The following is a 24477-nucleotide window of genomic DNA, read 5'->3' as shown; positions in this document are numbered from 1 at the left end:
TCAGGCTCCGGAGGCGACGAGGACGGCGGCGACGGCCAGGACGACGGAGCCCGCGAACAGGACGCTCAGGTAGGTCTGGGTGTTGCCGGTCTGGGCCCGGCGGACGGCCGCGCCCAGCAGGCCGGGGGCGGACGCCGCGCCGCGCACGTAGGTCTCGACGACCTCGCGGTCGAGGAAGCGGGCGAGGCGGGCGGCACCGCGCGCCGGGCGGACGGCGACGGCGTGGACGACGGCGTCCAGGTGGAAGCCGGCGGCGGCGTGCCGGTGCAGCGGACCGAGGAGGAGCCGGCCCGGGTCGGCGGGGTCCTGGGCGCCGGCGACGCTGCCGTACACGGCCTCGTGGGTGGCGATGGCCTCCTCCTCGGAGACGGCCGGGGCCTCCGCCGGGTCCGCGGCCACCGCGCCGAGGGGGGTACGGGCGGCGAGGGCCGCGGTGCGCCGCCACGCGGCGACGACGACGAGCACGCCGGCGAGGGCGCAGCCGGTGGACAGGAGGGAGGTGGTGAGCGTGGGGGCCAGGGAGCCGCCGTCGAACCAGTCGGGGAGCTTCCAGGCGGCGAGGCCGAGGGCGACGGTGGGGACGAGCAGCACCCACAGGACGCTCGTCATGGCGGCGGGCTGCCGGCCGTGGTCGGCGGCCTCGGGACCGCTGCCGCGGAAGGCGAGCAGCCACAGGCGGGTGGCGTAGGCGGCGGTGAGGACGGCGGTGAGCAGGCCGGCGACCAGCACCGTCCAGCCGACCGCGCCCGGGATGCCGTCCGCCTCGCCCTGGGCCGCGTGCTCGGCGGCGCCCAGCACGGCCTCCTTGGAGAAGAAGCCGCTGAAGGGCGGGATCGCGGCGAGCGCGAGGAGGGCGACGGTCATCGTCCAGAACGCGTCCGGGACGCGCTTGGCGAGGCCGCCCATGCGGGCCGTGGCGGCCAGCGAGTTGGTGCCGGCGGCGTGGATGACCACGCCCGCCCCGAGGAAGAGGAGGGCCTTGAACGCACCGTGCGAGACGAGGTGGAAGACGGCGGCCCCGCGGTCGCCGACGGCCAGGGCACCGGTCATGTAGCCGAGCTGGCCGACGGTCGAGTAGGCGAGGACACGCTTGATGTCGTCCTGCGCGAGCGCGGCGACGGCCGAGCCGACCATGGTGACCGCCGCCATCACGGCGAGCACCGCCAGGGCCGCGGTGGAGGCGGCGAAGACGGGGAGGAGCCGGGCGACGAGGTAGACGCCGGCCGCGACCATCGTCGCGGCGTGGATCAGCGCGGACACCGGCGTGGGGCCGGCCATCGCGTCGGGCAGCCATGTGTGCAGCGGGAACTGGGCCGACTTGCCCGCCACGCCGGCGAGCAGCAGCAGCGCCGTGAGCGTGGGGTGGGCGAGGTCGCCGGAGGCGGCCGCGCGCACGATGCCGTCGATGCGGAACGTCCCGGCGTCGTCGGCGAGCGCGAACACCCCGATCAGGAAGGGGACGTCGCCGAGCTTGGTGACCAGGAACGCCTTGAGGGAGGCGGCGCGGGCGGCCTCGGTCTCCCAGTAGTGGCCGACGAGGAAGTACGAGCAGATGCCCATGACCTCCCAGCCGACCAGCAGCACCATCAGGTCGCCCGAGTAGACGACGAGGAGCATCGCGGAGGTGAACAGGGAGACCAGCGCGGCGTAGGACGGGTAGCGCGGGTCGTCGCGCAGGTAGGCCGTCGAGTACAGCTGGACGCAGGTGGCCACGACCCCGACGAGCACGGCGACGAGGACGGCGAAGCCGTCCAGGTGCAGGGCGAGGTCGATCGGGACGGAGCCGGTCGGGGTGAGCCGGGTCGACGCGTCGAGCGGCCGGCCGCCGCCCTGCCGGCAGGCCACGACGATGGCGAGCACGGCGGCGACGGCGGTCGGCAGGAGGGCCAGCGGCCGGACGAGTCCGGGCGCGCGGCGGCCGGCCAGGATGCCGCCGACGGCACCCAGGAAGGGCAGCAGCGGGACGAGGACGGCGGTGGTCGTGGTCGTCACGAGGCGGCCTCGGCCTTCTGCTCGCGGTCGGGGTCGTCCGCTGTTCGGGGATCGGTGGCGTCCGCGGCCTGGGGATCGGCGGCGTCCTCGTGGAGGTCGCGGAGCCGGTCGAGGTCGGCGGTGCCGCGGTTGCGGTGGACGAGCAGGACGATGGCCAGGCCGATGCCGATCTCGGCCGCGGCGATGGCGATGGTGAACAGGGTGAGCGCCTGCCCGGCGTGCAGCTCGTCGCGCAGCCAGACGTCGAAGGCGACGAGATTGAGGTTGACGGCGTTGAGCATCAGCTCGACCGACATCAGCACCAGGATCGCGTTGCGCCGGGCGAGGACGCCGTAGAGGCCGGTGCAGAAGAGGAGGGCGGCGAGGATCGCGGGGTAGACGAGGTGCATCAGCGGGCCTCTTCCTTCCGCGGCTTCTCCGCGGGGCCGCTCTCCTTGCCGCGCCGGGACAGCACGATCGCGCCGACGAGCGCGGCGAGCAGGAGGACGGAGAGCGCTTCGAAGGGCAGCACCCAGTAGCGGAAGAGCATCTCGCCGGACACCTTGGTCGAGCCCTGGACCGGCCCGCGGAGGTCGATCCACGTCCTCCGGAAGGCGTCCACGACGACCCAGACCAGCGCGACGGCGGCGGCGCCGGCGACCGCGATCGCCACGGGCCGGTTGCCGGAGTCGGCGTCCGGCGAGCGGCCGATGGGCGCCTTGGTCAGCATCAGCCCGAACAGCAGGAGGACGACCACCGAGCCGACGTAGATCAGCACCTGCACCCAGGCCACGAACTCGGCCGTCAGCAGCAGGTACTCCACGGCCAGCCCGCCGAGCGCCACGACCAGCCACAGGGCGGCGTGCACCAGCTGCCGGGTGGTGACGGTCAGCACGGCGGCCCCGAGGGTGACCAGGCCGACGAGGAGGAAGGCGACCTCGACGCCGGTGGGCGACAGGAAGCCGTGCGCGCCCGAGGCGAGTGCGACGCCGTGGGGGCTCATGCTCCGTCCTCCTTCGCTTGCTTCTCCTGTGTGGCCTGCGCGGCCGCCATCTTCTCGGCCGTCTTGCGGGCCGCCGCGATCTCCTTCGGCTCCTCCGCCGCCGGGTCGAGCGCGGGCGGCTCGGGCACGGTCCACATCCACTCGCGGAGCCGGTCGCGTTCGTGGGTGAGGTCGAGGATGTCCGTCTCGGCGTACTCGAACTCCGGCGACCAGAAGAGGGCGTCGAACGGACACACCTCGATACAGATGCCGCAGTACATGCACAGCGCGAAGTCGATCGCGAACCGGTCGAGGACGTTGCGGCTGCGCTCGCGCCCGCCCGGCGCGGCCGGGGGGACGGTCTCCTTGTGCGAGTCGATGTAGATGCACCAGTCGGGGCACTCGCGGGCGCACAGCATGCAGACCGTGCAGTTCTCCTCGAACAGGCCGATCACCCCGCGGGTGCGGGGCGCCAGTTCTGGCTGCGCGTCGGGGTACTGGACCGTCTGCGTCCGCCGGGTGAGCGTCCGCAGGGTGACGGCCAGGCCCTTGGCCAGGCCGCTGCCGGGGATGTTCATGAGATCGCCACCTTGACGACGCCGGTCAGCGCGATCTGCGCGAGGGCGAGCGGGATGAGCACGGTCCAGGCGAGCTTCTGCAGCTGGTCCTCGCGCAGCCGCGGGTAGCTCACCCGCAGCCAGATCACGACGAACGCGAGCACCGCCGTCTTGAGCAGCGTCCACACCCAGCCGAGCCCGTCGGCCCCGAACGGGCCGTGCCAGCCGCCGAGGAACAGCACGGTCGTCAGCCCGCAGAGGACGACGATGCCCGCGTACTCGGACAGCAGGAACATCGCGAACCGCAGGCCCGTGTACTCGGTGTACGCGCCGAAGATGATCTCGGAGTCGGCCACCGGCATGTCGAACGGCGGCCGTTGCAGCTCGGCCAGGCCGGCGGTGAAGAACACCAGCCCGCCGACGATCTGCCAGGGCACCCACCACCAGTGGAACGCGTCCACGATCCCGGGCAGCGAGACCGTCCCCGCCGCCATCGCCACGGAGGCGGCGGCGAGCAGCATCGGCAGCTCGTACGCCATCAGCTGCGCGGCCGTCCGCAGACCGCCGAGCAGGGAGAACTTGTTCGCCGACGCCCAGCCGGCCATCAGCGAGCCCAGCACGCCCACGCCCATCACGGCGAGGACGAAGAACACGCCCGCGTCGATGTACCAGCCGACCGCCGCGCCCGGGCCGATCGGGATCGCGACGAGGACGAGCAGGTAGGGCAGCAGCGCGACGGCCGGCGCGAGCTGGAAGACCCGCCGGTCGGCGTCGGCCGGGACGATGTCCTCCTTCTGCGCGAACTTCACCCCGTCCGCGACAAGCTGCGCCCACCCGTGGAACCCGCCCGCGTACATCGGCCCGAGCCGGCCCTGCATATGGGCCATCACCTTGTGCTCCATCTGCCCCACGAGCAGCGGGAAGACGAGGAAGACGCCGAACAGGGCCAGGAGGCGCAGCACCACGTCGAGGGCGTCGCTGCTGCTCATGCTCGGTCGCCTCCGGCGGGGTCAGGATCGTTCTCGGGGGCGCCGCCGTCGGGGGCGGCGGGTCGCTTCCCGCCGGGGGCGGGGGGCGCTCCGGCGGGGGCGGCGGGGTGGTCGGCGGGCTCGTCGCCGGATCGGTCGGCGGGGGCAGCGCCGGGTTCCTCGTCGGGCGCTCCGGCGGGCTTGTCACCGGGCTCGTCGCCACGTGCGGCGGGCGTGGCGCCGGGCCGGTCGGCGGGCGCGGCACCGGGTTCCTCGGCGGACGCCCCGGCAGGCTTGTCACCGGGCCGGTCGGCGGGCTGCTCGCCGGACGCGGCGGGCCTCGCGGCCGGCGCGCCCTGCGGGGCGGAGGTGCCCGTCCCGGGCTCCGCCGCTTCGCGCGCGCCGGGCTTCGCAGCCTCCGCCGCCTCGGCCGTCTTCGCCGCTTCAGCCGTCTCCGGCACTGCGGGCTCCGCAGCGGGCGGGGCTGTGGGGTCGGTGGGGCGATCCGACGCGTTCGGCTTCTCGGCCTGCGGCTCGTCGAAGGCGGGGCGGGCGTGGTGCCACGGGGCGTCGGACGAGCGCGGGGCCGGGCGGCGGGTGGCCGGGGTGGCTTCCGGGACGCCCGTCGGCGTGGTCGCGGGGGCCGGGCCCGTACCCGCGTCCGTACCGGACTGGCTCACCGAGCCGTCGCTCGCGCTGCGCGCACGGCGGGGCGTCGCGCCGGCGGTCCCCTGCCGGCTCGTCGGGCCCTCGGAGGCGCTGCCCGTCGGTCGGGGAGCGGCAGCGCCGGGCTGGGTCTGATCCTGGCTCGCCGAGCCGTCCGACGCGCTCCGGTTCCGCCGGGGAGCGGCGGCGCCGGCCTCGCTCTGGCCGGCGGGGTCCTCGGACGCGCCGCTCGTCCGGCGCGGCGCCGGAGCGGAGTCCTCCGGGGCCGTCGGCACCGACTGGCTCGCCGAGCCGTCCGACGCGCTGCGCGTACGCCGGGGAGCGGCGGCGCCCGCCTCGCCCTGGCTCGCCGACCCCTCCGACGCACTGCGCGTACGCCGCGGAACGGCCGCACCCGCCTCACCCTGGCTCGCCGACCCCTCCGACGCGCTCCTCGCGCGGCGCACCGGGGCCGTCGTTTCCTGGCTCGCCGAGCCGTCGCCCGCGGTGCGGGTGCGGCGGGCCGGGCGGTCGCCTGCCGCGGCCGGGCCCGTCGCGCGGGCGGCGCGGGCCGGGCGGGCCGGGGCGGGGGGGAGCTGGCCCTTGAGGGGGCCCCACTCGTTGGGGTCGGGGACGCCGGGCGGGAGCATCTGCCGCCGCTTGGGGCCGCCGTGGTCGGACTCTCCCGGCTCCTTCGCGCCCGGCCACGCCTTGACGACCCGCGCCGCCAGGACGAAGTCCTTGCGCAGCGGGTGGCCTTCGAAGCCGTCGGGGAGGAGCAGCGGTGCCAGGTTCGGGTGGCCGGTGAAGTCGACGCCGAACATCTCGTGCGTCTCGCGCTCGTGCCAGCCCGCGCCGGCGTACACCCCGACCGCGGTCGGGAGGGCGGGCGCGTCGTGCGGCACGGTGGTGCGGACGACGAGGCGGCGGACGGACGCGTCGGCGGCGGTCGGCAGGGCGACGAGGTGGGCGCAGACGAGGAAGCCGGTGCCGGGTTCGTCGACGGCGCTCAGCCAGTCGAAGAAAGTGCAGCCGAGCACGTCGCGGGCGGCGGTGAGGGCGGTGGTCCAGGACGCGGCGGGGACGTCGACGGTGAGCAGGCCGTACGCCTCCTCGGCGGTGGCGTCCGCGCCGAAGAGGTCGGTGACGGGTGCGGGCAGCCAGCCGGTCATCGGCCGTCCTCCCCGGGGCCGTTGGCCGAACCCTGCGCCGGGCCGTTCCCGGAGCCGTCGGCCGGGCCGTTCCCGGCGTCGGCCTCGGGGGCGCCCCCCGAGTCCTTCCCGGACCCGGCCGTCGTCGCCCCGGCCGTCGTCGTAGCCCCCGCCCCCGGCGCCGTCACCGGCGCGCTGCGCAGCTCCGCGACCGACGCGGTCGGCACGCCGGCGGACGGCGCCGTACCCACCGGCGCCGTACCCACCGGCGCCGAGGCGCCGTACCGCTCCGCCGTCGACTCCGCCGCGATCTTCTCCTGCAGCTTGAGGATGCCCTGGAGCAGCGCCTCCGGCCGGGGCGGGCAGCCGGGGACGTAGACGTCCACCGGGATGATCTGGTCGACGCCCTTGGTGACGGAGTACGAGTCCCAGTAGGGGCCGCCGCAGTTGGAGCAGGCGCCGAACGAGATGACGTACTTCGGCTCGGGCATCTGCTCGTACAGCCGCTTCACGGCGGGCGCCATCTTGTCCGTCACCGTGCCGGAAACGATCATCAGGTCGGCCTGCCGGGGGCCGGGCGCGAACGGGATCACGCCGAGGCGGATGAAGTCGTGCCGGGCCATGGACGCGGCGATGAACTCGATGGCACAGCAGGCGAGGCCGAAGTTGAACACCCAGAGGCTGTAGCGGCGGCCCCAGTTGAGGACCACCTTCATGGGCTCGGGGGCCAGCCGGGCCAGCGCGCCCAGGCGGCGGGGCTCGGGCAGGCCGACCGGCTCGGCGCGTGTCACGTCCACTCCAGGACGCCCTTCTTCCATGCGTACAACAGGCCAACGGCGAGGAAGCCGAGGAAGACGAACATCTCGACCAGGGTGGCGGCACCGTAACCGGGCGCGGCGAAGACCGTCGCCCAGGGGAACAGGAACACCGAGTCCACCGCGAAGATCACGTACAGGAAGGCGTAGACGTAGTAGCGCACCTGGGTGTGGGCCCAGCCCTCGCCGACGGGGTCGACGCCGCACTCGTACGTCAGCAGCTTCTCCGGCGTCGGCACGACGGGCCGCAGCAGCCGTCCGGCGCCAAACGCCACGGCGACGAAGAGCGCGCCGAGGACGCCGAGCAGGGCGACCAGGCCGTAGCCGTGGAAGTAGGCGGCGGATTCCGCCGCGAGCCGGGTGTCGGCCGTCGCGATGCGCGCGGTTGCCTCCGGCACGTCCGGCCCCTCACTCCCTGTGTGCGGCTGTTCGTCCGCATTCGACGATCTGTACGCACAGGAGTCTAGGCGCTACGGGCCGGGGACCGGGCAGCGCTGCCCGGCCGGGGGTGGGGTTCTCCCCACCGGGGTGCTCCCGGGGCCCCCATGGCGGGGAGGCCGGAGCGCCGGGCAGGCTGGGAGCGTGACCGCCCGTACCCCCGCCCCGACACCCACCCGACCCCGTCCCCGGGTCCCCGGCCCCCATGAGGCCGGGCCGGAGGACGAGCGGCTGCCGCCCGCCCGGTTCGCCTTCGACGCGTGGACCTGGAAAGAGGTCCTTTATCTGCTGAGCAACCTGCTGACGGCGCTCCTCGGGTTCGTGTACGTGTCGCTGTGGCTGTTCGCGGGCGTGCTGCTGTCGTTCACCGTCATCGGTCTGCCGCTGCTGGCGGCGGGCCTGATGGGCGTGCGGTTCGTGGGGCGGATGGAGCGGGGCCGGGCGCGGGCGCTGCTGGGGGTCCGGGTCGACGAACCGAGCCCGCTGCCGCGCGGCGGATCCCGCGGGGGGGCCGTCGGCTGGGTCTGGAGGACCCTCAAGGACACGGTGGCCTGGCGCACCACGCTGTACACGCTGGTCCGGCTGCCGTGGGGGGTGCTCACCTTCGGCGTGACGATCTGCGCCCTCTTCGTCGCCTGGCCGGTGCTCGGGCACCTCGCCCGGGCCATGGCCTCGGTCGACCGGGCGATGGCGCGCGGGCTGCTGAGCCCGTCCGACGAGCTGGAACGGCGCGTGGCGGAGCTGGAGCAGGACCGGGGCGTCGTGGTGGACACGGCCGCCGCCGACCTGCGGCGCATCGAACGCGACCTGCACGACGGCGCCCAGGCCCGGCTCGTCGCCCTCGCCATGGGGCTGGGGCTGGCGAAGGAGAAGGTCCTGGAGGACCCGGAGGCCGCGGCGCGGATGGTGGACGAGGCACACGGCGAGGTGAAGCTCGCGCTCCAGGAGCTGCGGGACCTCGCCCGCGGCATCCATCCGGCGGTGCTGACGGACCGCGGCCTGGACGCCGCCCTGTCCTCGGTGGCCGGCCGCTGCACCGTCCCCGTAGCCGTCCACGTGGATCTCGACAGCCGTCCGGCGCCCGCGATCGAGGGCATCGCGTACTTCACCGTCTCGGAGCTGCTCCAGAACGTCAGCAAGCACAGCCGGGCCCGGACCGCCGAGGTCGAGGTGTGGCGGAGGGGCGACCGGCTGCTGCTCCAGGTGCGGGACGACGGGCAGGGCGGCGCGTCCACCACCGGCGGCAGCGGGCTGGCCGGGCTGGCGGAGCGGCTGGGCTCGGTGGACGGCCTGTTCGAGGTGGACTCGCCGGCCGGCGGCCCGACGGTGATCACGGCCGAGCTGCCGTGGCGGTCCCGGAACTGACGGTGCGGGGACGTTCCGCTTCCCCGCCGCCCTAAGGGCAGGGCTCCTGAAAACCCTTGAGGCCCCTCGGGGCCTCCCGGGGCCTCCCGGGGTAGGGAGAACCCCACCCCGAGAACACCCACCCACCGCATGGTCCGGCCCTCTCCCCCCGGGAGAACCTGGAGTCATCCCGCACTTCCGGCGGACGCGACGGACGCAGACGGACGCAGAGGACAGAGGAACCCTGGAGATGGCCATCGACTACGGAGACCACGGATACCCGGCCGCCCCGGCGGAGCGGCAGCACCGGCTGCCGCTCGCGCTGCGGGCCCCCCTGTCGGGACGCACCTGGCGCGCGTTCCTCTACCTCCAGCTGAGTCTGCCGATCTCGATCGCCGGCTTCACCTGGGCCGTCACCACGGTCTCGCTGGGGCTCGGCCTCCTGGTCACCTTCATCGGCCTGCCGGTGCTGGCCCTCGGCCTCGCCGGGGCGCGGGTGCTGGGCGCGGTGGAGCGGACCCGGGCCCGGCTGCTGCTGGGCGCGGACGTCGAGGGGCCGCTCCCCGTCCAGGCGGAGAACCGGAACGGCGGGTTCATGGGCTGGGTGTGGGCGCTGCTGAAGAGCGGCGCGTCCTGGCGGCACATGGTCTACGCGGTGGTGCAGATGCCGTGGGCCATCTGCACGTTCACGGCGTCGCTGATCCTCCAGATCCTGGGCTGGTCCCTGCTCCTCTACCCGGCCTACCAGTGGATGTACCCGGCGTGGTGGGGGCAGCCGGGCCTGCAGGTCTTCAGCGACCGGACCCACGAGGTCTACCTCGACAACCCCTTCGAGGTCGCCGCCGCCTCCGCCGTGGGCCTGGTGATCGTCCTGGCCACCCCGTGGCTGATCCACGGCATGGCCACCATGGACCGGATGCTGGTGAAGTCCCTGCTCGGCCCGTCGAAGCTGGCCGTCCGGGTCGCCCGGCTGGAGCAGGACCGGGGCGTCGTGGTGGACACGGCCGCCGCCGACCTGCGGCGCATCGAACGCGACCTGCACGACGGCGCCCAGGCCAGGCTCGTCGCCCTCGCCATGGACCTCGGCCTGGCGAAGGAGAAGCTGCTGGAGGACCCGGAGGCCGCCGCGAAGATGGTCGACGAGGCGCACGGCGAAGTGAAGATCGCCCTCCAGGAGCTGCGCGACCTCGCCCGCGGCATCCATCCGGCGGTGCTGACGGACCGCGGCCTGGACGCGGCCCTGTCCTCGGTGGCCGGCCGCTGCACCGTCCCCGTCGAGGTGCACGTGGACCTCGACAGCCGCCCGGCGCCCGCGATCGAGGGCATCGCGTACTTCACCGTCTCGGAACTCCTCCAGAACATCAGCAAGCACAGCAGGGCCCGGAGCGCGCGGGTGGAGGTATGGCGCTCGGGCAACCGCGTGATGCTCCAGGTGTGGGACGACGGGCGGGGCGGCGCGTCCACCGCCGACGGCAGCGGCCTGGCCGGGCTCGCCGAGCGGCTCGGCTCGGTCGACGGCCTGCTGGTGGTCGACTCCCCCGCCGGCGGCCCCACCACCGTCACGGCGGAGCTGCCCTGGCGCGACCGCTGACCGCCGACGCGCCCGATCGCCCGTCCGCCTGATCGCACCACGGCCCCGGACCGTCCGTCCGTCCCGGGGCCGTTTTGCTGCGATGCTGTGGGACGTCGCAGTCGTAGCGCGGGCCGGAGCGTCCGCCGGGAAGCCAGGGGGCCGGACGCGTGGTCGAGAACGCCGCGGACAGGGTGCGGGTGGTCATCGCCGAGGACTCGGTGCTGCTCAGGGAGGGCCTGACCCGGCTGCTCACCGACCGCGGCCACGAGGTCGTGGCCGGGGTGGGGGACGCCGAGGCACTGCTGAAGGCGGTGCGGGTGCTGGCCGACGAGGGGGCGCTGCCGGACGTGGTGGTGGCGGACGTCCGCATGCCCCCGACCCACACGGACGAGGGCGTCCGCGCCTCCGTCCGCCTCCGCCGGGACCATCCGGACCTGGGCGTCCTGGTCCTTTCGCAGTATGTCGAGGAGCAGTACGCGACCGAGCTGCTCGCCGGCAGCAGCCGCGGGGTCGGCTACCTGCTCAAGGACCGGGTGGCCGAGGTGCGGGAGTTCGTGGACGCCGTGGTCCGGGTGGCCCGGGGCGGCACCGCGCTGGACCCCGAGGTCGTCGCCCAGCTGCTGGGCCGCAGCCGCAAGCAGGACGTGCTGGCCGGGCTCACCCCGCGCGAGCGGGAGGTCCTGGGGCTGATGGCCGAGGGCAGGACGAACGGTGCCATCGCCCGGCAGCTGGTGGTGAGCGACGGGGCCGTGGAGAAGCACGTCAGCAACATCTTCATGAAACTCGGGTTGTCGCCGAGTGACGGCGATCACCGGCGGGTGCTGGCGGTCCTCACCTATCTGCGGTCGTGAGGCCCCGTCCGCGGCCGTGAGGCGCGCCCCGGTCTTCGTTTCCCCGCCGGTTCCGGGGGCCGGGCCCCCGGACCTCCGTGGAACGCGCCGTCCCTAGGCGCCGGACGGGCCGGAGCGTGCGCCGGGACGCGCTTGAACACCTTCCCGGCGGTTCCGCTTCCGCCCGCCTGACGCCCCGTCAGCCCGACGGGTGCCGGGACCGGACGCCCGGCCTCCTCCTCCGGTCCTGGTCCCCGGGGCGGAGGGCGTGCGCCGGAGCACCGGCGGGATCGAGGATGGCTGGAAGCGGGCATGCCAGGATGGGGGTGCTGCGGGGCCTCCCCATCCCGTGATCCGTCCCGGATGGCCGTGCCCCGCCCACGTACGATGGCGATGGGAACGCCGGTCGGCACCTCGTGTGCGGGACCGCCGTCACGAGGGAGGTCCGAAGCAGTGACCAGCCAGGTCAGCAGCCCGGCCGAACAGGCCGAACCAGCCGAACAGCAGCCCGGCTTCTCCCCGCCCGGGGCCGGGGACGAGCCGTCGCGCCTCACCGGGCAGCGCGCCTCCGCCGCGGAAGCGGGCGCGGGCGGCAAGGAGGTCCGCCGCCTGGACCGGGTGATCATCCGGTTCGCGGGTGACTCGGGCGACGGCATGCAGCTCACGGGTGACCGTTTCACCTCCGAGACGGCCTCGTTCGGCAACGACCTGTCGACCCTGCCGAACTTCCCCGCCGAGATCCGGGCGCCCGCCGGGACGCTGCCGGGTGTCTCCTCGTTCCAGCTGCACTTCGCCGACCATGACATCCTCACCCCCGGTGACGCCCCGAACGTCCTGGTCGCCATGAACCCGGCCGCCCTCAAGGCCAACATCGCGGACGTCCCGCGCGGCGCGGAGATCATCGTCAACACCGACGAGTTCACCAAGCGCCCGATGGCCAAGGTCGGCTACGCGACGAACCCGCTGGAGGACGGCTCGCTGGACGCCTACAACGTCCACCCCGTCCCCCTGACCACGCTGACGATCGAGGCGCTCAAGGAGTTCGGGCTCTCCCGCAAGGAGGCCGAGCGCAGCAAGAACATGTTCGCGCTGGGGCTGTTGTCGTGGATGTACCACCGGCCGACGGAGAACACCGAACGGTTCCTGCGGAAGAAGTTCGCGAAGAAGCCGCAGATCGCCGAGGCGAACGTGGCGGCGTTCCGGGCGGGCTGGAACTTCGGTGAGACGACGGAGGACTTCGCGGTCTCCTACGAGGTCGCCCCGGCGGCCTCCGCTTTCCCGGCCGGTACGTACCGCAACATCTCCGGGAACCTGGCCCTGTCGTATGGGCTGATCGCCGCTTCCCGGCAGGCGGATCTGCCGCTGTACCTGGGCTCGTACCCGATCACTCCGGCCTCCGACATCCTCCACGAGCTGTCGAAGCACAAGAACTTCGGCGTGCGCACCTTCCAGGCGGAGGACGAGATCGCCGGTATCGGCGCGGCGCTCGGGGCGGCGTTCGGCGGTTCGCTCGCGGTGACGACGACGTCGGGGCCGGGCGTGGCGTTGAAGTCGGAGACGATCGGGCTCGCGGTCTCCCTCGAACTGCCGCTGCTGATCGTGGACATCCAGCGCGGTGGCCCCTCGACCGGTCTGCCGACCAAGACCGAGCAGGCCGACCTGTTGCAGGCGATGTACGGGCGCAACGGTGAGGCGCCGGTGCCGGTGGTGGCGCCGAAGACGCCGGCCGACTGCTTCGACGCCGCTCTCGACGCGGCGCGGATCGCGCTGACGTACCGGACGCCGGTGTTCCTGCTGTCGGACGGGTATCTGGCCAACGGCTCGGAGCCGTGGCGGATCCCGGAGCCCGACGAACTGCCCGATCTGCGGGTGCAGTTCGCGGCCACGCCCAACCACGAGCTGGCCGACGGCACCGAGGTGTTCTGGCCCTACAAGCGCGACTCCGAGACGCTGGCCCGCCCCTGGGCGGTGCCGGGGACGCCGGGGCTGGAGCACCGGATCGGCGGGATCGAGAAGCAGGACGGCACGGGCAACATCTCCTACGACCCGGCCAACCACGACTTCATGGTCCGCACCCGCCAGGCGAAGATCGACGGGATCACCGTCCCCGACATCGAGGTGGACGACCCCGCGGGCCAGGCCCGCACGCTGGTGCTGGGCTGGGGTTCGACCTACGGCCCGGTCACCGCGGCCGTGCGTCGCGTCCGCGCCGCCGGCGCCCACGTCGCCCAGGCACACCTGCGTCACCTCAACCCCTTCCCGCGCAACCTGGGCGAGGTCCTGGGGCGCTACGAGAAGGTCGTGGTGCCGGAGATGAACCTCGGCCAGCTCGCGATGTTGCTGCGCGCCCGCTACTTGGTGGACGTGCGCTCCCACACCCAGGTCAGCGGCATGCCGTTCAAGGCCGAGCAGCTCGCCACCGTGCTCAAGGAGGCCATCGATGTCTGAGGCGCTGAAGCTGGTGCCCAAGGCGGAAGCCAAGCAGTCCATGAAGGACTTCAAGTCCGACCAGGAAGTGCGCTGGTGCCCGGGCTGCGGCGACTACGCCATCCTCGCCGCCGTGCAGGGGTTCATGCCCGAACTGGGCGTCGCCCGGGAGAACATCGTCTTCGTCTCCGGCATCGGCTGCTCCTCCCGCTTCCCGTACTACCTCAACACCTACGGGATGCACTCCATCCACGGCCGCGCCCCCGCCATCGCCACCGGCCTCGCCACCTCCCGCCGCGACCTGTCGGTGTGGGTGGTCACCGGTGACGGCGACGCGCTCTCCATCGGCGGCAACCACCTCATCCACGCCCTGCGCCGCAACGTCAACCTCAAGATCCTGCTGTTCAACAACCGGATCTACGGGCTGACCAAGGGCCAGTACAGCCCCACCTCCGAGGTCGGCAAGATCACCAAGTCCACGCCGATGGGATCGCTGGACGCGCCCTTCAACCCGGTGTCGCTGGCGATCGGCGCGGAGGCGTCGTTCGTCGCCCGGACCATCGACTCCGACCGCAAGCACCTGACCGAGGTGCTGCGGCAGGCCGCCGACCACCCGGGCACGGCGCTGGTGGAGATCTACCAGAACTGCAACATCTTCAACGACAACGCCTTCGAGGCGCTCAAGGACAAGGAGCAGGCGCAGGAGGCGGTGATCCGGCTGGAGCACGGGCAGCCGATCCGCTTCGGCGCGGACCTGTCCAAGGGCGTCGTCCGCAACCCGGCCACCGGAGACCTGGAAGTCGTCGAGGTCACGCCCGAAAACGAGGCCCGGGTACTCGTGCACGACGCGCACTCCCCGTCCCCGACCACGGCGTTCGCCCTGTCGCGGCTCGCCGACCCCGACACACTGCACCACACACCCATCGGCGTGCTGCGCAGTGTCCAGCGACCGGTCTACGACACGCTGATGGCCGACCAGTTGGAGACGGCCGTGGAACAGCGCGGCAAGGGAGACCTCGCCGGGCTGCTCGCGGGGGGCGACACCTGGACGGTGGTCGGGTAGGGGTCCCCAACCCCGCCCCTTCACCGTTTCTTCCAGGGCTGCGCCCCGGACCCCGGCATCGCGGCTTCGCCGCGAGGTCCTCAAACGCCGGACGGGCTGATTCCAGCCCGTCCGGCCGTTTGAGGACAACCGCGCGGAGCGCGGTTTCGGACGGGGCACCACCAAACGAGTGCCCCCGCCGCGTCGCCCCGCCCATCCCCATGAGCCACCCGCTCTCATAGGGGACATGGCCGACGCCGACGTCCCCCTCCCAGCCGACCGCCTCCGCTACCGCGTGAAACGCGCCCTCCTCGGCCCACCCCTGGTGACGGAGCGCCTCGCGCGGGAGAAGCTGTCGAACCCGATGGCCCTCGGCGTCCTCGCCTCCGACTGCATCTCGTCCACCGCGTACGGCTCGGAGGAGATGCTCCGCATCCTCGTCCCGGTGGCCGGAGTCGCCGCGTTCACCCTGCTCCTCCCGGTGACCGGGGCGATCCTCCTCGTCCTGCTGCTGGTGACGCTGGCCTACCGCGACGTCGTGTCCGTCTACACGCGGGCCGGCGGCTCGTACGTCGTCGCCCGGGAGAACCTGGGGCCGCGTGTCGCGCAGATCGCGGCCGTGGCGCTGCTGGTGGACTACACGGTCACGGTCGCCGTGCAGACCGCCGCCGGCACGGACGCGCTGATCTCGCTCGCCCATCTGGTCGGCCACGGCTACCACGGCATCGACCATCTCAAACTGCCGCTCACGGTCGCCGTCGTGGTGCTGCTGATGTACGGGAATCTGCGGGGGCTCCGTGAGGCGGGCCGGGCGTTCGCGCTGCCGGCGTACCTGTTCATGCTGGCGGTGGCGCTGCTGCTGACCGTCGGGCTGGTCCGGGGGCTGGTCGGCGGCGGGCTGCCGCACGCCGACACGGCGGCGCGCGGTGCCGTGCCGCTGGGCACGCCCGGGCACGGCTGGCTGTACGGCGCGTCGCTGTTCATCGTGTTGCGCGCGTTCGCGAACGGCGGTTCGTCGCTCACCGGCCTGGAGGCAATCTCCAACGGCGTGTCCGCGTTCCGGCCCCCGCAGGGCCGCAACGCGCGCCGCACGCTCACCGTGATGAGCGTGATCCTCGGGATCATGGTGTTCGGCGTCTCGGCGCTGGCCCACTTCACGCACGCGATCCCGTACGAGGCCGGCAACCCGACCGTCCTCGCCCAGGAGGCGCACCTGGTCTTCGGCGACGGCCGGGCGGGGACGGCGGGCCTGGTGTTCGTGCAGCTCGCCACCGCGCTGATCCTCTACACCGGTGCCAACACACCGTTCACCGGCTTTCCCTTCCTCGCCAGCTTCGTCGCCGAGGACCGCTTCCTGCCCCGCCAGCTCACCCGGCGCGGCCACCGCCTCGCCTTCTCCAACGGCATCATCTGCCTCACCGTCGTCTCGCTCGCGCTGCTGCTCCTCACCGGCGGCAACGTCGACAAACTGGTCGCGCTGTACGCGATCGGCGTCTTCACCGGCTTCACCATGGCCGCCGCCGGGATGACCGCGCACCACCTGCGCTCGTCCGTTCCCGGGCCGGGCCGGCGGGCGAAAGTGGCCGTGAACCTGGCCGCCGCCGTGGTCTCCGCGCTGGTCGTGGTGATCTTCGCGATCACCAAGTTCACGGAGGGCGCGTGGCTGGTGGTCGTGATCTTCCCGCTCGGGGTCTGGGCGCTGATCCGCATCAACCGCCACTACCGGACGGAGGCGGCGGTGCTGGAGAACGTCCCCGCCTTCACCACCAGCGGACCGCACTGGCGGCGGCACCTGGTGTACGTCCTGGTGGACAGCCTCGACCTGGCCGCCGTCAAGGCGCTGCGGTACGCGCACGAGCTGCGGCCGGACGAGGTCCGCGCCCTGCACTTCGTCATCGACGAGGCGCGGGCGCGGCGGCTGGCCGCCCGCTGGGAGGCGACGCCCGGCACGAACGTCCCGCTGGAACTGGTCGACTGCCCGGACCGGCGGCTCCGGCACGCCGTCATCGGACTCGCGGCCCGGACGACGGCCGACGGGTCGACCGCGCTGACCCTGCTCGTCCCCCGGCGGATGTACTCGACGCCGCTCGGCCGGCTGCTGCACCGCAACACGGGCGAGCAGATGGCGCGGGCGCTGGAGCAGTTGCCGGACGTGGCCGTCACGATCCTGCCGTTCGACGTCTCGCGGGCGGTGGAACGGCTGCGGGGGGCGCTACGGGCGGAGTGATCCGGTCCGTAGCCGTCCGGTCCGTAGCCGTCCGCCGTCATGGCCGTCATGGCCGTCATGCCGTCATGACCGTCATTCGGTACGGACATGACAGGCACCCCCGGACGGCGTTACCTTCGCGAGGTCGTCGTCGAAACCGCCGGGAGGGATCCGTGAAGCCGGACACGCAGCAGAACGAGACGCGCACGGGGTTCCTGTGCGGTCTCGCCGCCTACGCGATCTGGGGGCTGTTCCCCCTGTACTGGCCGCTCCTGGAGCCGGCCGGGGCGTTCGAGATCTTGGCGCACCGGATGGTGTGGTCCCTGGTGACGGTGGTGGCCGCGCTCGCCCTCACCCGGCGCTGGGCCTGGATACGCCCGCTGCTGCGGCAGCCGAAGCGGCTCGGGATGATCGCGCTGAGCGCGGCGACGATCTCGGTGAACTGGGGCATCTACATCTGGGCCGTCAACGCGGGCCATGTGGTCGAGACGTCGCTCGGCTACTTCATCAACCCCCTCGTCGTCATCGCCCTCGGCGTCGTCGTCCTGCGCGAACGGCTGCGGCCGGCGCAGTGGGCCGCCGTCGGCGTCGGCGCGGCGGCGGTGATCGTGCTGGCGGTGGGCTACGGCAAACTGCCGTGGATCGCGCTGGGCATCTCGGCGTCGTTCGGCACCTACAGCCTCTTCAAGAAGCAGGTGGGGCTGGGCGGGCTGGAGTCGATGGCCGCCGAGACGGCCGTCCAGTTCCTGCCCGCGCTGGGCTTCCTGATCTTCCTCGGCGCGGACGGCAAGAGCACGTTCGCGAGCGAGGGCGCGGGGCACTTGCTGCTGCTCCTCGCCTCCGGCGCGATCACCGCCCTGCCCCTGGTCTCCTTCGGCATGGCGGCGGTCCGCCTCCCCCTGTCCGTCCTGGGCATGCTCCAGTACCTGGCCCCGATCTTCCAGTTCGCCCTCGGCCTCGCCGTCTTCCACGAGTCGATGCCGCCGGAGCGGTGGGCGGGCTTCGCGCTGGTGTGGCTGGCGCTGGCCATGCTGACCTGGGAGGCGATGCGCTCGGCGCGGACGACGCGGGTGGAACTGGCGGCGGCCCGCGAGCGGGTGGCGGCGGAGACGCCGGGGTCCGACGGGCCGGGTGTGGCGGCGGGCGCCACGGCCCCGGCGGAGGCGGCGCGGCCGGAGGCCGCCGTGGAGGCGGCGGCGGGTGTCGTGAGCGAGCCGGACTCGGCGGCGGGGCGTGGCGGGGCGTGAACGGGTGGGCGCGGGTCGGCGCTTGGCTTTACGATCTGGGGCCTGAGAACGCTGCCCGTGCGCTCAACGCAAAGCCCTGGAGGCCGGTTTGCTATGAAACAGTCCGAATGCCGGAGTCTGCGAAAGTGAGTAAAAACCGGCCTGCCGCTAGTTAAACGCGCAGGTCACGCCCTGTGGTCCCCGCGCACGCGGGGGTGGTCCCAGGCCCCGGTTGGCCGCCGTGTCCCTTGCGTCGTGGTCCCCGCGCACGCGGGGGTGGTCCCGCTGTTGGTCGTTGCCGGGACCTTGCCAGAATGTGGTCCCCGCGCACGCGGGGGTGGTCCCTACACCTACACGCGCGAGATGACCATCGAGGTGTGGTCCCCGCGCACGCGGGGGTGGTCCCCGCGCTGGCAAGAACAAGGGCGAGAGCTGGGAGTGGTCCCCGCGCACGCGGGGGTGGTCCCAAGCGCCTACGGAACGCGGCCTCCAACGCCTTGTGGTCCCCGCGCACGCGGGGGTGGTCCCGACGACCTCCTCGACGCCCTGTACGACGAGCGGTGGTCCCCGCGCACGCGGGGGTGGTCCCTCCGGACCGTCCACGTCGCCAATTTCGGCACAGTGGTCCCCGCGCACGCGGGGGTGGGTAGTCGATCGGTCGGGCCCGATGGTCCCCGCGCACGCGGGGGTGGTCCCGGCGCCCCCAGCCCGGTCCTGCTCAGCTCCAGGTGGTCCCCGCGCACGCGGGGGTGGTCCCGTCTTGGGGGAGACGCCGCTGAGCGCGCGGATGTGGTCCCCGCGCGCGCGGGGGTGGTCCCATCCAATGTCGGGTAACAGACCCAGCCCACCAGCGACCCCGCGCACGTGGGGGGCCCGAGTACAGGGCGGCGTCCTCGATCGCGACGCCGCGGTCCCCGCACGCGGGGGCACCCCCGCCCGATATCCGGATAGCGAACCCCCCTGTCCGAATTCCGCCCTTGACGGATCTCCGAAAACCCCTTGAACATCATGGGCACGTCAAAAGGACGGGAGCCCCCCATGCTTGATGTCCAAGGTCCCACCCTGCCCACCAGCCCCCGAAGACGCCGCCGTTCCGCCACCCTCCTGGCGTGCACCGCGGCCGCGGCCGCGACGCTCATCGGCGCGTCTCCGGCCCTCGCGGGGCCGGGCACGGCAACAGTGGCCACAGCGACAAGAACAACCACAACCGCCGACGCACCCGAGATACCCGCCGCCAACGTCAAGGCGCACCTCACCCAGCTCCAGTCGATAGCCAACGCCAACGGCGGCAACCGGGCCCACGGCCGGACTGGCTACAAAGCGTCGCTCGACTACGTCAAGTCGAAGCTGGACGCGGCCGGTTACAAGACGACCGTGCAGCAGTTCACCACCAGCGGCGCGACCGGTTACAACCTGGTCGCCGACTGGCCCGGCGGGGACGCGAACCACGTCGTGTTCGCCGGGGCGCACCTCGACTCGGTCAGTGCGGGGCCGGGGATCAACGACAACGGGTCCGGGTCCGCCGGGATCCTCGAAGTGGCGCTCACCGTGGCCAAGTCCGGCTACAAGCCGGACAAGCACCTGCGGTTCGGCTGGTGGGGTGCGGAGGAGCTGGGGATGCGCGGCTCCTCGTACTACGTCAACCAACTGCCGTCCACCGAGCGGTCGAAGATCGACGCGTATCTCAACTTCGACATGATCGGCTCGCCCAACCCCGGCTACTTCGTCTACGGCTACGACGCCTCGCTGAAGAGCCTCTTCGAGGACTGGTTCGCCGCGCGGAAGATCGCCACCGAGGTCGACACCGAGGGCGACGGGCGTTCGGACCACGCGCCGTTCCAGCAGGCGGGCATCCGCGTGGGCGGTCTGTTCAGCGGTGCGGACTACATCAAGACCGCCGAGGAGGCCCGTAACTGGGGCGGGACGGCCGGCAAGGCGTTCGACAGCTGCTACCACCGCTCCTGCGACACGATCGCGAACATCGACGACAAGGCGCTCGGCACCAACAGCACCGCCATCGCGGGCGCCGTCTGGAAGCTCAGCGGCGGCGGGTCCACCAACCCGCCCACCGGCACCACTTTCGAGAGCAAGACGCCGGTCGCCATTCCCGACAACGGCCCGGCCGTCGAGTCCCCGATCGCCGTCAGCGGCCTCACCGGCAACGCCCCGGCCGCGCTCAAGGTGTCCGTGGACATCACGCACACCTACCGCGGCGACCTCACCGTGGACCTCGTCGGACCGAGCGGGCGGACGTACCGGCTGAAGTCCTCCAGCGCCAACGACTCGGCGTCCGACGTCGTCGCCACCTACACGGTCGACGCCTCGTCCGAGACGGCCAACGGCACCTGGAAGCTCCGCGTCCAGGACGTCGCCGCCCAGGACAGCGGCACCGTCAACGGCTGGAAGCTCACCTTCTGAGCCCGAGCGGTGCGGGGCGGGTCACCAACGGGCCCGCCCCGCACCGTCACGCCGTCACGTCCTTCGCCGTGAAGCGGGCCCACGCCGCCGACCCGAACACCGCCGCGTACAGCGCCTGGAGGCCCAGGTTCCGTCCGATCTGGTCCCAATACACCGGGTCCCGGAGCAGGTCGGAGAAGCTCAGCCAGTAGTGCGGGAAGAGGTACGGCTGGATCGCGTGCAGCTGTGGGAACTGGTCCAGGATCTGCACCGTGATCAGCAGCCCCACCGTCGTCGCCATCGCCGCGATGCCGCTGCCGGTGAGGGTCGAGACGAACAGGCCCAGCGCCGCGACGCCGATCAGCGACGCGGCCACCACTCCGGCGATGGCCACGCCGCGCAGCAGTCCGTCGCCGAAGGACACCGTCGTCCCGCTGATCAGCGTGACGTCGCCCAGCGGGAAGAGGAGCGCGCCCACCAGCAGCGCCGAACAGGCGACGACGAGGGTGGCGGCGAGGCAGAAGACGACCGTGGTCGTGAACTTCGCGAGCAGCAGCCGGGTGCGGCCGGCCGGCGCGACCAGCAGGTAGCGCAGGGTGCCGCTGCCCGCCTCGCCGGCGATCGAGTCGCCGGCGATCACGCCGATCGCCATCGGCAGGAAGAAGGGGAGCGTCGCGGCGAGCGAGGCGAAGACGAGGAAGAGGCCGTTGTTGGTGACCTGGCTGACGAAGGCGGGCCCTTCGCCGCCGCTGCCACCGCCGAACGAGCCGTCCCCGTCGCTCGTCTCGATCTTGACCGCGATGCCGACCAGCACCGGCACGGCCGCGAGCACCCCGAGCAGCGCCAGCGTGCGCCAGCGCCGGAAGACGGTGGTGATCTCGTTGCGGAACAGCGACAGCCGCCACACCGCGCGCGGCGGACGGACGGTGACGGGCGCGGGGGCCGCCCCGGGCTCAGCCCGCGACATCGAAGCCCTCCCCGGTGAGCGCGACGAACGCGTCCTCCAGCGAGACCCGTTCGGTGCCGAAGGAGCGCACCCGGACGTCCGCCCGGACCAGGGCGGCGTTGAGGTCCGCGAGGTCGGGCGGCGGGGTGCCGGTGGGCAGTTCGCCGGTGACGCGGTCGTCGGCGACCGCCAGATCGTTCACGCCGTGCTCCTTGAGGACGCGGACCGCGTCCGCCGTGTCGGGGGTGGTGACGGCCAGCCGGCCGCGGGTGGACGAGGCCAGGTCGGCGACCGTGCCCTGGGTGAGCAGCCGGCCGCGCGCCATCACCGCGGCGTGCGAGCAGACCTGCTCGATCTCGTCGAGGAGGTGGGAGGAGAGGAAGACGGTGGTGCCCTCGGCGGCCAGCCCCCGCACCAGGGACCGGATCTCCCGCATGCCCTGCGGGTCGAGGCCGTTGGTCGGCTCGTCCAGGACCAGCAGCTCGCGCGGCTGGAGCAGGGCGGCGGCCAGGCCGAGCCGCTGCTTCATGCCGAGCGAGTAGGCCCGGGCCTTCTTCCCGGCCGCCCCCGCCAGCCCCACCCGGTCCAGGGCGTCCGCCACCCGGGCGGCGCGGGTGCGGGGGTCGGCGGTGGGGTCGGCGGCGTCGTACCGGACGAGGTTGTCACGGCCGGAGAGGAACCCGTACAGGGCCGGGCCCTCGATGAGGGCCCCCACCCGCGGCAGCACCCGGCCGCCGGCCCGGGGCATCGGCTCGCCGAGCACCCGGGCCTGCCCCGACGTGGGCTCGATCAGCCCCATGAGCATCCGGATCGTCGTCGTCTTGCCCGATCCGTTGGGGCCGAGGAAGCCGAAGACGCTGCCGCGCGGCACGACGAGGTCGAGGCCGTCCACCGCGAGCTGCCCGCCGCGGTAGCGCTTGGTCAGCCCCCGCGTCTCGATGACCGGCTCGGGGCCGGGGGCAGGCTCGGGGCCGGGGGCAGGCTCGGGGCTGGGGGCAGGCTCAGGGCTGGGGGCAGGCGTCGGCGCAGGCTTCGGCCCCGGGCCGGGCTCCGGCTCGGGGCCGGGCTCCGGCTCGGGGCCGGGCTCGCGCTCCGGCCCGGGCTCCCGCTCCGAGTTCGGCTCCCGCGCAGGCTTCGGCCCCGCTCCCGACCCCGTCTCCGGTTCCGTCACAGGCCCCTCTCCCCTCCCCCGTACCGCCCGCGCGCCCTACCGCGGCCACTGCGGCCACCGGTTCCTACCGGTTGGCGTCCGCGGCCTTGAGCAGCGCTTCCTTGGTCACCGCGCCCGCGTACACCTTGCCGTCGTCCGTCAGCAGCACGTTCACCAGGCGGGTGCTGACGATCCTGCCGGAACCGAACGAGCCCGTCACCTTGCCGCCGAAGCTGTCGAGCAGCTTCTCCGCGTCCTTGGCGTGAGCGCCGCCCGCGTGGGCACCGCCCTTCGGGCCGACGCCCTTGCCGGACCCCATGGCACCCGCACCCGCGCCCACACCCGCGCCCTTGCCGGTGCCGAACTCGGCGACGGTCGCCCAGCCGGTGCCCGTCGTCTTCGGGGCGGACGCGGCGTCCGTGCCGGGGGCGGCCGGGAGCCGGCCCTTGCCGTGATCGTCCGTACCGTGGCCGGCACCCTTGCCCCGCGTCCCCTCGGTCACCTTCGCCCCCTTGGGCGGGGTGAACGAGAAGGTGGACGCGCTCGGCCGGTCGAAGGAGACCTTGGTGAAGGCCACGTCGACGGCCGCCTTGCCGCCGCCCTTCGGGGTGACCGTGAACTTGAGCGGGACGCCGTTCTTCGCGTCCACGGCTATCCGCACCGATCCGATCGTCGACTCGCTCTGCTTGGGCGTGAGGGTCAGCCGGTAGGCGTCCCGGCCGGCCACCTTGGCCGTGCCGTCAACGGCCACGTCCGTGGTCCCCTGCGCCGCGGCGAGGGCCTTCTTCGCCAGCTCCTGCGGGGAGGCGTCGGCGAGCCCGTCGGGGAGCTTGCGCTCCTTGGCCGCGCCGGCCGCCTCCTTGGGCGCCGTCGCGTGGTACGCCGTGTTGCTGCCGCTGTCGTACGCCCAGACCTGCTGCCCATTGCGGACGACGCTGTACTCCGCGGCGCGTTCGACGATCGACACCCGCTGCTTGTCCGGGCCGTCCGCCGCGACGCGCAGCGTGTGCGAGCCGGAGGCCAGTTCCGTCAGCTTGCCCGCGGGGTCGGCGTCGCCCTTGCCCCCGCCGCTCCCCTTGCCCATCGCCCCGCCGAGCGAGACGCCCGAGGGGAGGGAGGGCAGGCCGAGGTCGGTGGTGACGCGGACGGAGCCGGAGAGCTGCTGCACGTCCGAGGCGGCGACCTTGGCCAGCAGGTCCTGCGTGCTGATCTTCGGCAGGTCGGGGTCGCCCGAGGTGGCGAGGGCCGAGCCGATGCCGATGGTGGCGGCGGCGACCCCGGCCACCGCGACGGGGACCGCGTAACGGACGGCCTTGCGGCGGCCGGCCCCCGAGGGCCCGGTGGCCCCGGCCGGCTCGTGGCCGTCGGCGCCGGGTGTCGGTTGGTTCCGTGCCATGTGCTCTACCTCCGTCGTCTGCGGCGGTCTCTCGCGTCGTGCACTCGCCCATCCCCTGGCTCATGTGGCCCGACCGCTCGGTGGGGGCGCCGGAGTCGGGAGGACTGCCCTCCCGCACGACTCCGTCCATTCCACCAACGCGCGGTGCTCCGGTCATCAGCCGCCGGACTCAACTCACGGTACCTCTCGGGTATGACAAGCCCTAGGGGACGAACCACCGGGAGGATGAGCGGGGTTCTCCCCGGCGACCGGCCGCGGACCGGCCTGGAACCGACGGCGAACCGGCCACGAACCGGCCGTGAACGGACCGGAGGGCCGCCCGGTCCGCAACACCGTGCTCAGCACTGTCATTTGAGCACGCCCGTCTCGACTCGAACGAGGCGTGGTACGTACGGACCGGTGATCACCGGTCC

The 24477-nt window shown here is 73.3% G+C and carries 19 protein-coding genes and 1 CRISPR repeat array; of the genes, 8 read left to right on the top strand and 11 right to left on the bottom strand.

Going from position 1 to position 24477, the window contains the following annotated elements:
* Genes K7I03_RS18205 through K7I03_RS18170 form a run of 8 tightly spaced genes read right to left on the bottom strand, consistent with a single transcriptional unit; the run spans position 1 to position 7487 of the window.
* Positions 1-1992: an NADH-quinone oxidoreductase subunit 5 family protein gene (locus tag K7I03_RS18205; protein WP_185943908.1), complete on the bottom strand. Its 1992-nt coding sequence runs from the start codon at positions 1990-1992 to the stop codon at positions 1-3.
* Positions 1989-2381 (bottom strand): NADH-quinone oxidoreductase subunit NuoK, encoded by a 393-nt coding sequence (gene nuoK / locus K7I03_RS18200; RefSeq protein ID WP_185943907.1) that lies wholly within the window; start codon positions 2379-2381, stop codon positions 1989-1991. Before nuoK ends, K7I03_RS18205 begins: the two co-directional genes overlap by 4 nt.
* Positions 2381-2974: an NADH-quinone oxidoreductase subunit J family protein gene (locus K7I03_RS18195; RefSeq protein WP_185943906.1), complete on the bottom strand. Its 594-nt coding sequence runs from the start codon at positions 2972-2974 to the stop codon at positions 2381-2383. Before K7I03_RS18195 ends, nuoK begins: the two co-directional genes overlap by 1 nt.
* A complete protein-coding gene (locus K7I03_RS18190) occupies positions 2971-3531 on the bottom strand; it encodes a NuoI/complex I 23 kDa subunit family protein (RefSeq protein ID WP_185943905.1) in 561 nt (186 codons plus the stop codon). Before K7I03_RS18190 ends, K7I03_RS18195 begins: the two co-directional genes overlap by 4 nt.
* Positions 3528-4499, bottom strand: coding sequence for a complex I subunit 1/NuoH family protein (locus K7I03_RS18185; RefSeq protein WP_185943904.1), 972 nt, complete (start codon positions 4497-4499; stop codon positions 3528-3530). Before K7I03_RS18185 ends, K7I03_RS18190 begins: the two co-directional genes overlap by 4 nt.
* On the bottom strand, positions 4496-6295 hold the full coding sequence (locus K7I03_RS18180) for an NADH-quinone oxidoreductase subunit C (RefSeq protein ID WP_185943903.1): 1800 nt from the start codon (positions 6293-6295) through the stop codon (positions 4496-4498). Before K7I03_RS18180 ends, K7I03_RS18185 begins: the two co-directional genes overlap by 4 nt.
* Positions 6292-7092 carry an NADH-quinone oxidoreductase subunit B gene (locus tag K7I03_RS18175; protein WP_185943902.1) on the bottom strand — a complete coding sequence of 267 codons (801 nt, stop codon included), beginning with the start codon at positions 7090-7092 and terminating at the stop codon, positions 6292-6294. The genes K7I03_RS18180 and K7I03_RS18175 overlap by 4 nt, the downstream gene beginning before the upstream one ends.
* Complete coding sequence (locus tag K7I03_RS18170; RefSeq protein ID WP_185943901.1) at positions 7062-7487, bottom strand: NADH-quinone oxidoreductase subunit A; 426 nt, start codon at positions 7485-7487, stop codon at positions 7062-7064. Before K7I03_RS18170 ends, K7I03_RS18175 begins: the two co-directional genes overlap by 31 nt.
* Positions 7488-7671: 184 nt before the next feature.
* Between K7I03_RS18170 and K7I03_RS18165 the strand changes: the two genes are divergently transcribed.
* From K7I03_RS18165 to K7I03_RS18130, 8 genes are all read left to right on the top strand, one after another.
* On the top strand, positions 7672-8892 hold the full coding sequence (locus K7I03_RS18165; protein ID WP_398857451.1) for a sensor histidine kinase: 1221 nt from the start codon (positions 7672-7674) through the stop codon (positions 8890-8892).
* A 229-nt stretch (positions 8893-9121) separates the two neighbouring features.
* Entirely contained in the window at positions 9122-10462 is a 1341-nt protein-coding gene (locus K7I03_RS18160) for a sensor histidine kinase (protein WP_185943900.1), read from the top strand.
* Positions 10463-10635: 173 nt separating this feature from the next.
* Positions 10636-11295: a response regulator transcription factor gene (locus tag K7I03_RS18155; RefSeq protein WP_185943984.1), complete on the top strand. Its 660-nt coding sequence runs from the start codon at positions 10636-10638 to the stop codon at positions 11293-11295.
* Between the two features lie 432 nt (positions 11296-11727).
* A complete protein-coding gene (locus K7I03_RS18150; RefSeq protein WP_185943899.1) occupies positions 11728-13722 on the top strand; it encodes a 2-oxoacid:acceptor oxidoreductase subunit alpha in 1995 nt (664 codons plus the stop codon).
* On the top strand, positions 13715-14764 hold the full coding sequence (locus K7I03_RS18145; RefSeq protein ID WP_185943898.1) for a 2-oxoacid:ferredoxin oxidoreductase subunit beta: 1050 nt from the start codon (positions 13715-13717) through the stop codon (positions 14762-14764). Before K7I03_RS18150 ends, K7I03_RS18145 begins: the two co-directional genes overlap by 8 nt.
* A gap of 226 nt (positions 14765-14990) precedes the next feature.
* Complete coding sequence (locus tag K7I03_RS18140) at positions 14991-16970, top strand: APC family permease (RefSeq protein ID WP_185943897.1); 1980 nt, start codon at positions 14991-14993, stop codon at positions 16968-16970.
* Positions 16971-17122: 152 nt separating this feature from the next.
* Positions 17123-18196 (top strand): EamA family transporter RarD, encoded by a 1074-nt coding sequence (gene rarD, locus K7I03_RS18135; protein ID WP_185943896.1) that lies wholly within the window; start codon positions 17123-17125, stop codon positions 18194-18196.
* A 173-nt stretch (positions 18197-18369) separates the two neighbouring features.
* Positions 18370-18764: direct repeats of the CRISPR family, unit length 29 nt; unit sequence GTGGTCCCCGCGCACGCGGGGGTGGTCCC.
* Between the two features lie 449 nt (positions 18765-19213).
* Positions 19214-20593: a M20/M25/M40 family metallo-hydrolase gene (locus K7I03_RS18130; RefSeq protein WP_185943895.1), complete on the top strand. Its 1380-nt coding sequence runs from the start codon at positions 19214-19216 to the stop codon at positions 20591-20593.
* Positions 20594-20639: 46 nt separating this feature from the next.
* Here K7I03_RS18130 and K7I03_RS18125 read toward each other — a convergent pair whose 3' ends face one another.
* From K7I03_RS18125 to K7I03_RS18115, 3 genes are all read right to left on the bottom strand, one after another.
* Positions 20640-21539, bottom strand: coding sequence for an ABC transporter permease (locus K7I03_RS18125; RefSeq protein WP_185943894.1), 900 nt, complete (start codon positions 21537-21539; stop codon positions 20640-20642).
* Positions 21526-22458: an ABC transporter ATP-binding protein gene (locus K7I03_RS18120; RefSeq protein ID WP_185943983.1), complete on the bottom strand. Its 933-nt coding sequence runs from the start codon at positions 22456-22458 to the stop codon at positions 21526-21528. The genes K7I03_RS18125 and K7I03_RS18120 overlap by 14 nt, the downstream gene beginning before the upstream one ends.
* 295 nt (positions 22459-22753) lie before the next feature.
* On the bottom strand, positions 22754-24064 hold the full coding sequence (locus K7I03_RS18115; RefSeq protein WP_185943893.1) for a LolA family protein: 1311 nt from the start codon (positions 24062-24064) through the stop codon (positions 22754-22756).
* Positions 24065-24477 lie beyond the last annotated feature (413 nt).

The organism is Streptomyces mobaraensis (genome assembly GCF_020099395.1).
Lineage (GTDB): Bacteria > Actinomycetota > Actinomycetes > Streptomycetales > Streptomycetaceae > Streptomyces.
The sequence above is the reverse complement of the archived record's forward strand: the minus strand, read 5'-3'. Positions and strand labels throughout refer to the sequence as shown.

Coding starts and splice junctions, on each gene's coding strand:
- nuoK (WP_185943907.1), bottom strand. CDS start 2,381: ATGCACCTCGTCTACCCCGCGATCCTCGCCGCCCTCCTCTTCTGCACC.
- K7I03_RS18175 (WP_185943902.1), bottom strand. CDS start 7,092: ATGGAAGAAGGGCGTCCTGGAGTGGACGTGACACGCGCCGAGCCGGTC.
- K7I03_RS18115 (WP_185943893.1), bottom strand. CDS start 24,064: ATGGCACGGAACCAACCGACACCCGGCGCCGACGGCCACGAGCCGGCC.
- K7I03_RS18190 (WP_185943905.1), bottom strand. CDS start 3,531: ATGAACATCCCCGGCAGCGGCCTGGCCAAGGGCCTGGCCGTCACCCTG.
- K7I03_RS18180 (WP_185943903.1), bottom strand. CDS start 6,295: ATGACCGGCTGGCTGCCCGCACCCGTCACCGACCTCTTCGGCGCGGAC.
- K7I03_RS18125 (WP_185943894.1), bottom strand. CDS start 21,539: ATGTCGCGGGCTGAGCCCGGGGCGGCCCCCGCGCCCGTCACCGTCCGT.
- K7I03_RS18195 (WP_185943906.1), bottom strand. CDS start 2,974: ATGAGCCCCCACGGCGTCGCACTCGCCTCGGGCGCGCACGGCTTCCTG.
- K7I03_RS18145 (WP_185943898.1), top strand. CDS start 13,715: ATGTCTGAGGCGCTGAAGCTGGTGCCCAAGGCGGAAGCCAAGCAGTCC.
- K7I03_RS18160 (WP_185943900.1), top strand. CDS start 9,122: ATGGCCATCGACTACGGAGACCACGGATACCCGGCCGCCCCGGCGGAG.
- K7I03_RS18185 (WP_185943904.1), bottom strand. CDS start 4,499: ATGAGCAGCAGCGACGCCCTCGACGTGGTGCTGCGCCTCCTGGCCCTG.
- K7I03_RS18140 (WP_185943897.1), top strand. CDS start 14,991: ATGGCCGACGCCGACGTCCCCCTCCCAGCCGACCGCCTCCGCTACCGC.
- K7I03_RS18130 (WP_185943895.1), top strand. CDS start 19,214: ATGCTTGATGTCCAAGGTCCCACCCTGCCCACCAGCCCCCGAAGACGC.